Genomic DNA, 6355 nt, shown 5'->3' with positions numbered 1-6355 from the left:
TGGAGTATGCGCCGGAACACGGAGAAAGAAAGAAGCAGTTATTGAGAATGGACGCGGAACAACAGCAGCTTTACAACATTATCCGTCAATAACCACTGGGTGTCCCGTTGGCGAAGTCAGGAGGCGAAAAAGCGCGAAAGGATAACTTTGTGAAGGCAGTATAAAGCGATTTTTCGCCGAATCCCGCAATCCAACTGAAACATTCAGGTTAATAGGGAAATATCAGCGGGACGCCGATGAACGGGCCAAAGGCCTGTTTTCAGGGCGTGGTTCGGACAGCTTTCGGGGCGGCTGTGGACATATAAAGCGTCTCAAGCCGGGAGCAGACTGCGGGCAGGTCGAAATTGGCCTGCACGCGCTCGTATCCGCGCTGCGCCATTTGCGCGGCCAGCTCCGGCTCGCTGAAATAGCGCATTATGGCTTGCGCAAGCGAGTGGGAATCTTTTTCCGGCACCATAAGGCCGGTCTGGTCCGCCAGCATCACATCCGGTATGCCGCCAATTCTGGTGGCCACCGAAGGGACGCCCGCGCTTTGCGCCTCTATAAGGGCCGTCGCTATGCCTTCCTGCAGCGACGGCATGGCGAAAACATGCAGGCCGGCCAGAATGTCCGGGACATCGCGGCGCTCGCCCAGAATTTCCACGTTTTTCTCCACGCAGTATTCCTCGGCGATGGGTTTTAGCTTTTCGGTGTCGCGTCCGGCGAATACAAATTTGGTGCCGGGAAAGCGCGCGACGATTTCCTGCGCGGCGCGCAGCAGATAGTCATGCCCCTTGAACCAGGCATAATGCCCGATAAGCCCTACGCGGAAAGGAGGCTTCATCTCCAGCGCCGCGCGTTTCTGCCGCGCGGCGGCGTATTTGGATATGTCCACCGCCGACGGAATTACCTCCACCCGCTCCGCCGCGACGCCGCCTTTGACAAGCTCCGCCTTCGCGGCGTTGCAGACTGCGATATAGCGCGAAACCCTGGACGAGCGGTATTTAAGCGCGCTGAACGGGTTGGCGCGCAGCGGAAAAATGACCCGCCGGGTTACAATCAGCGGCGCGGCCATGCCGAAATATCTTGCCGCCAGGCATACCGCATGCGCCTGAGGATGATGCGCGTGGACGATATCGGCCTGCGTCTGCCCCGCTATTTTTTTGACGGCAAATGCGGAAGGCAGGTCGTAATCCTGGCGGATGTTGATAGGGCGGCAGTCAAACCCGGCGGCCTCTGCGCGGGAGCGGATTTCGCCTTCGGGGAGCGCAAAGAAAACCTTATGCCCCCGCGCGGAGAGTTCCTTTGCGGTAAGCAGCATCTGGTTTGCGCCGCCGCTCCAGCCCCTGGATTCGCTTACGAAAAGAAGATTCATATCTTTTGCCTCAACTGCGCCATTTGTTCCTCTGCGTTTCGGATATAATACGGGTCCTGCGAATGCGCGCGGATGTCCGCGTAAATTTCATAGGCGCGGCGCCAGCGCCCCAGTTTTTTATTGAGAAAAGCGGTCTGCTGCTTGAGCATGGTGGGGCAGTCCGGCTCCCGCACGGCGAGGTCAAGAGTGTCGGCTGTTTTTGCCGGGTCGCCGGCTTTGGAGTAGCCTATGGCGGCGGCGTAAGAATCATATTTCCAGTCGCGCGGATTGTATTGTTTTGCGTAGGCGAGGATTTCCAGCGCCTCGTCCGCGCGGTTTAGGTTGAAGGCCAGCGCGCCGGCGGCATAAAGCGCGGCGTAGGAGAAATACGGGTCAAGACTCAATATATGAAGCGCGCGGCGCGATATTTGCGGGAAGTTGCCGCCCTCAAACCCGGAAGCGGCGTAAACGCTGAGACCGTACATGGAATACTCGTTATATCTGATGTCTTCCGCCGTTATCGGACGGTCCGGGGCATGATGCCCGTCGTGCTCATGCTCATGGTCATGAAACACGTAGCGGCCTTCCTCGGCCCTGCCGTAGTATTGCATCAGACGGATGAAATTGATGTCGGCGCAGAGCCGGCGCAGGCCCATGCTCAGGAATGCGGCGTCTTCCAGCGCGCTGTCTCCCGCGTATCTTATTTCCGCCGCGCGCGGATACTGCGGGCCGGGGGACAGGCGCGCCGCGTATCCGGCAGCCGCAAGGACCAGCGCGCCCGCGAGGAAAACCGGTTTCATCTCAGAACTCTTTGCGCGAGAACAATGCGCAGGACAGACCCAGGCATACCGCCGCGTACAGAACGCTGTATCCCAGCATAACGCTCCAGGGCGCGTGAGGCGCGCCGGCGGCTAAACTGTCCCGGAGATTGAGCAAGCTCAGGTCCGGGATAATCCACAGTATCGGTTTGACGGCGAAAGCCGCCGGCCCGGCAAGCCGCGAGGAAAGATACTGCAGCTCCCCCGTGAAATGGCCCAGTGTCCAAAAGATGCAGGACATCAGCAGCGCGGACAGGGACGAGGTTGAAATCAGCGACACCAGCATGGTAAGCGCGCCGGCCACGGCTGCCTTAAGCCAGGAAGAGAATATGACGGCCCAGTAGCCGGCGCCCGCGTCCGCGCCGCGCATCTTAAGCAGCAGAATATGCATTGCCGCCATGCAGGCCATGGCGGCCGCCGCCGCCAGCAGCAGGCCCGCGTATTTGCCCGCGATGTATGCCCCGCGCGAGACGGGACGCGACAGAATCAGATAAATGGTCTTGTTTTCCATGTCGCGCAGCACGGCGTATGCCGCGCCAACCACCACTGCCGCCAGCCCGGCAAGCTCTATAAGCCCCGCGCCGAAGTTGACAAGCACGCGATGCTCCTGCTCCATGGCCATTGCGCCCAGAAGCAGCGCGGCATATACCAGCGCGCCGCCGAAGATAAGCAGCAGTTGAAGGAACCTGTTTTTCCACTGCTCGCGCAGGGTTTGTGCGGCGATGATGGCGGCGGAACGCATATCAGCCTCTCACGGTCCTTACGAAAATTTCCTCAAGCCCGCCGGGGGAGTTCTTCCACTCCTGCTGGGACACGAGCGCAGCCAGCTTCCCCGCTTTGAGTATGGCGACGCGGGAACAGATTTTCTCCACTTCCGATATGCTGTGGGAGGAAACGAATATCGTCTTTCCCGCGCGGTTAAGCTCCAGAAACAATTCCCGGAAATCCCAGACGGCAAGCGGGTCCAGCCCGCTGACAGGCTCGTCCAGCACCAGCACCTGCGGGTCGTGGACCAGAGCCTGGGCAAGCCCAAGCCGTTCCAGCATTCCCTTTGAGAATTCGCCCGCGCATTTTTTTGCGTGGGGGGCAAGGCCTACCCGCTCCAGAATGCCGCTTATCCGCGATGCGGCGGAATCCGCGCCGGAAAGCGCGGCATAAAATTCCAGGCTTTCCGCCGGGGTGAAATACGGGTAGAAATACGGCAGCTCCGGCAGATAGCCTATCATCCGCTTGGCGTCGTTGCTGCCGGCCTTGCGGCCCATCACCTCGGCCTCGCCTTTTGTGGGGAACAAAAGCCCCAGCACCAGCTTCATGGCGGTGGTTTTGCCCGCGCCGTTAAGCCCCAGCAGCCCGAATATCTCGCCGCGGCCAACGGCGAGACTCAGCCCGTCCAGGGCTATGGTTTCCGTCGTCCTTCCCAGATGGGAGCGGCGGTAGGTTTTTGCAAGATTCTCAAGCCTGATTGCCGGTATTTCCGTCATTTCATGTCAAAGGGGGATTTGGATTCTTCGTAGCTTTTGGCAAGCTCGCCGTCAAGCATGGTAATCGGCACGTTGCCGAGTTGCAGCAGCCGCCTGTGGAAATCGCGCAGGTCGAAATCGTCTCCCAGTTTGTCGCGGTACTTCTTCCTTACGCGCAAAATCTCGTCCCTGCCGATTATATAAGACAGTCCCTCCGTCGGATTAAGCGACACGCGCAGAATTTCCGATCTGGCCTGTCCGGCGGAAAGCCCCGCCTCTTTGGTCAGGAAAGTCATGGCCTGGTCATAGTCTATGTCCTTTGTGTGCAGCGCGGCGTCCACATACGCGCGGGCGGCGCGAACCAGTTCCCAGCGCAGATAAACCAGCTTGGCCGTGAAATTGGTGTAATAGCCCTGCTCCATCCCCAGCAGCTGCGCGTAAGCCGCCCAGCCGTTGGAAAGAAAAGGCTGCTCAGATATATGCCGCGGGCGCGGGGTCTGCAGCGATTCCGAATCCTGCAAATGCCTGCCCGGATAGACCTCCTGCGTTACCGCCATTTCTATATAGGGGAAGTTGAACATGGCGCGTATCGCCGCCTCAAGTTTCTTCTCCGGCGTTTTTTTCGGCGGAAGGTTCACATACAGTTCGGCCACGCGGGCCAGGTCCAGCGGATACGGACGGCTGTAGAATACGAACGGCGTCTTGCTTGTCAGGTAAGACGGCGGCTCCACAATCCGTATCCTTTCCTTTGGCACGGGCGCGATGTGGTAGCGGTCAAAATGGCGGTAGGCGCGCTCCATCTCCTGCTGGAAGGTGGAAATTATATCGTCATACCTGGGATGGTCCTTGGAAAGTTTGAATATGGCCTCGTCAAAGTCTTCCGGGGCCACTTCCTTGCGGCCAAGCGTCTGCGCAAGCTCCGTCAGGAAATCCGAGCGCGTGCTTTTGAACGTCTTCCGCGCGATTGCTTCTGCGTCTGCGGGATTGAAGCCGACATGATGCCACCGCGCCAGGTAATAGCCGTATGCCTCGTCCCCTATGCGGAAATCGCCGCTGGCCTGTTTAATCGCGGTGTCCTTGAGGTAGGCGCGGTAATGCGATATGGCCTGGCGCGCGTTTTGCACGGAGCGGTCAACCTCGCCCTGAAGCGAGGCGTCCAGCCCCACCATGCGCTTGAACATCGGGGTGAGGTCGGCAAAAGAAGTGTCGGCGTCGTCGCATTCTATTATGGCCTGTTCCACCCATATTTTGGGAGGAGTGGTCAGGTTATGCTCCGCCTGCGATAGAATCTGCGGGAACTGTTTCAGCCTTGACAGCGCGTTGTGCGCTCTAAGCATGTAGGCGTCAAAGTCTTTGTTGAGAATGCCGTATATCGCATCCAGCGCGGACATGTAAAACTGCGGACGCCTGAGCAGCGGCTTGGAGACTTCCATCACATACACGTCCATCTCCAGTCTTGTCTGGAAAAGGGTGAGGTCAATGAAATCGGAGTGATTCAGCACGGATTTGTCTATTTTAGACAGGTCCGCAAGATAGCCTTTGGTCGTGTTTATGCGGGCTTCTTCCTGCTCCAGATTGCGGGAGGTGAGGTTTTTATCCGCCTCGTGCACGCCTATGCGCGTGGCGGCTTCCGGGTCGGTAACCTGAAGAGTGGCCAGATACCGGTCGAAAATTTCCTGCATCTTGGAGGCTTCAAGCGTGCCTTCAAGATGTTTTTCCGAAAGCGCTTCCTCGTAGCCGCGCGCAGGGGCGGCCATGACGCACATGACGGCAATCAGGGAAAAGATGTTCACGTAATGGATTATCGCAAATTTTGCCGCTCTTGTCATAATAAAGTATACTATGTAACGCCGCAAAAGTTGCAGTCCGCCACGATATTCGGGACCGGAACGGCCGCGGAAACGGGACAGGGGGAGTAATTCTTGAAAGGAGGCAGTAAATGACCACAAATCAGCACACTCATGCCGCGACGCCGTTTGCCAACGCCACTCCTCTGGGATTGATAGGGCTGGCCGTGGGCTGCGCCGCGCTGACGCCAATAGCTTTCGGATATCGCCTTACTCCGGAAGGCATCAGAACCGCCGCCATGTTCTGCCTGTTTTTCGGCTGCTTCGGGCAGCTTGTTTCGGGCATTGTGAATCTGGCCAACCGCAACCTGTACGGGGGGACGCTGTTTACGGCATTCTCGTTCAACTGGGCCATGAATTACTGGTCGCTGACCGAAGCCGCCCGCGGGGGCAGAATTGACCCCGTCATCGTCACCGCCGTGGACGTTTCCTTCCTGCTGATATTTGCGGCGGTAACATACGGCTTCGGGTTCTACAGCAAAATCCTGTTCTATTTCCTGCTGGACATAGACCTGTTGTATGTGACCAGGATTCTGAAGGATATTTTCCCGGCCTCTTCTTATCCGGTGCTGCATGCCTCGGTGTTTACGCCCTGCACCGGCGTTTTCACCGCGTTGCTGGGGGGGATATCGCTGTGGATGGCCGCAGCCGAGCTTGTGAATCCCGCCGCCGGCAAGACGGTGTTTTCCATGCCCGGGCCGATGAATTACGCGCTTAAAACCCGGACGGAAACTTCTCTCGCCCAGGCCGAGGAAGCCGCCGCAACCCGGTAGGGTCCACTGAAAAACTTTTGGCGAATGATTGGGCATAAAAAAGACCGGGGCTTTGCACCTCGGCTTTCGCCTGTCCCGCCAATTTTTCGTTTTTCTCAGCCCGCGCGTTGCAGCGCCGTCGTCA

The 6355-nt window shown here is 58.3% G+C and carries 6 protein-coding genes; 1 reads left to right on the top strand and 5 read right to left on the bottom strand.

The genetic code is table 11. The annotated features are described in order from the left end of the window. Window positions 1-259: 259 nt before the first annotated feature. From WC421_11670 to WC421_11650, 5 genes are read right to left on the bottom strand one after another with little or no spacing between them, the layout of a single operon-like run. Window positions 260-1354 carry a glycosyltransferase family 4 protein gene (locus WC421_11670; protein MFA5162885.1) on the bottom strand — a complete coding sequence of 365 codons (1095 nt, stop codon included), beginning with the start codon at window positions 1352-1354 and terminating at the stop codon, window positions 260-262. Continuing rightward, window positions 1351-2133, bottom strand: coding sequence for a hypothetical protein (locus tag WC421_11665; GenBank protein ID MFA5162884.1), 783 nt, complete (start codon window positions 2131-2133; stop codon window positions 1351-1353). The genes WC421_11670 and WC421_11665 overlap by 4 nt, the downstream gene beginning before the upstream one ends. A gap of 1 nt (window position 2134) precedes the next feature. Further along, window positions 2135-2893: an ABC transporter permease subunit gene (locus WC421_11660; GenBank protein ID MFA5162883.1), complete on the bottom strand. Its 759-nt coding sequence runs from the start codon at window positions 2891-2893 to the stop codon at window positions 2135-2137. A gap of 1 nt (window position 2894) precedes the next feature. After that, on the bottom strand, window positions 2895-3632 hold the full coding sequence (locus WC421_11655; GenBank protein ID MFA5162882.1) for an ABC transporter ATP-binding protein: 738 nt from the start codon (window positions 3630-3632) through the stop codon (window positions 2895-2897). After that, window positions 3629-5440 carry a DUF885 domain-containing protein gene (locus tag WC421_11650; protein ID MFA5162881.1) on the bottom strand — a complete coding sequence of 604 codons (1812 nt, stop codon included), beginning with the start codon at window positions 5438-5440 and terminating at the stop codon, window positions 3629-3631. The genes WC421_11655 and WC421_11650 overlap by 4 nt, the downstream gene beginning before the upstream one ends. A gap of 110 nt (window positions 5441-5550) precedes the next feature. On the opposite strand from WC421_11650, the gene WC421_11645 reads away from it, so the two are divergent. Then, window positions 5551-6231 carry a GPR1/FUN34/YaaH family transporter gene (locus WC421_11645; protein MFA5162880.1) on the top strand — a complete coding sequence of 227 codons (681 nt, stop codon included), beginning with the start codon at window positions 5551-5553 and terminating at the stop codon, window positions 6229-6231. Window positions 6232-6355: the final 124 nt, after the last annotated feature.

The sequence above is a fragment of the Elusimicrobiales bacterium genome, from assembly GCA_041651175.1.
Taxonomy (GTDB): Bacteria; Elusimicrobiota; Elusimicrobia; order Elusimicrobiales; family Elusimicrobiaceae; genus JAQTYB01.
The sequence above is the reverse complement of the archived record's forward strand: the minus strand, read 5'-3'. Positions and strand labels throughout refer to the sequence as shown.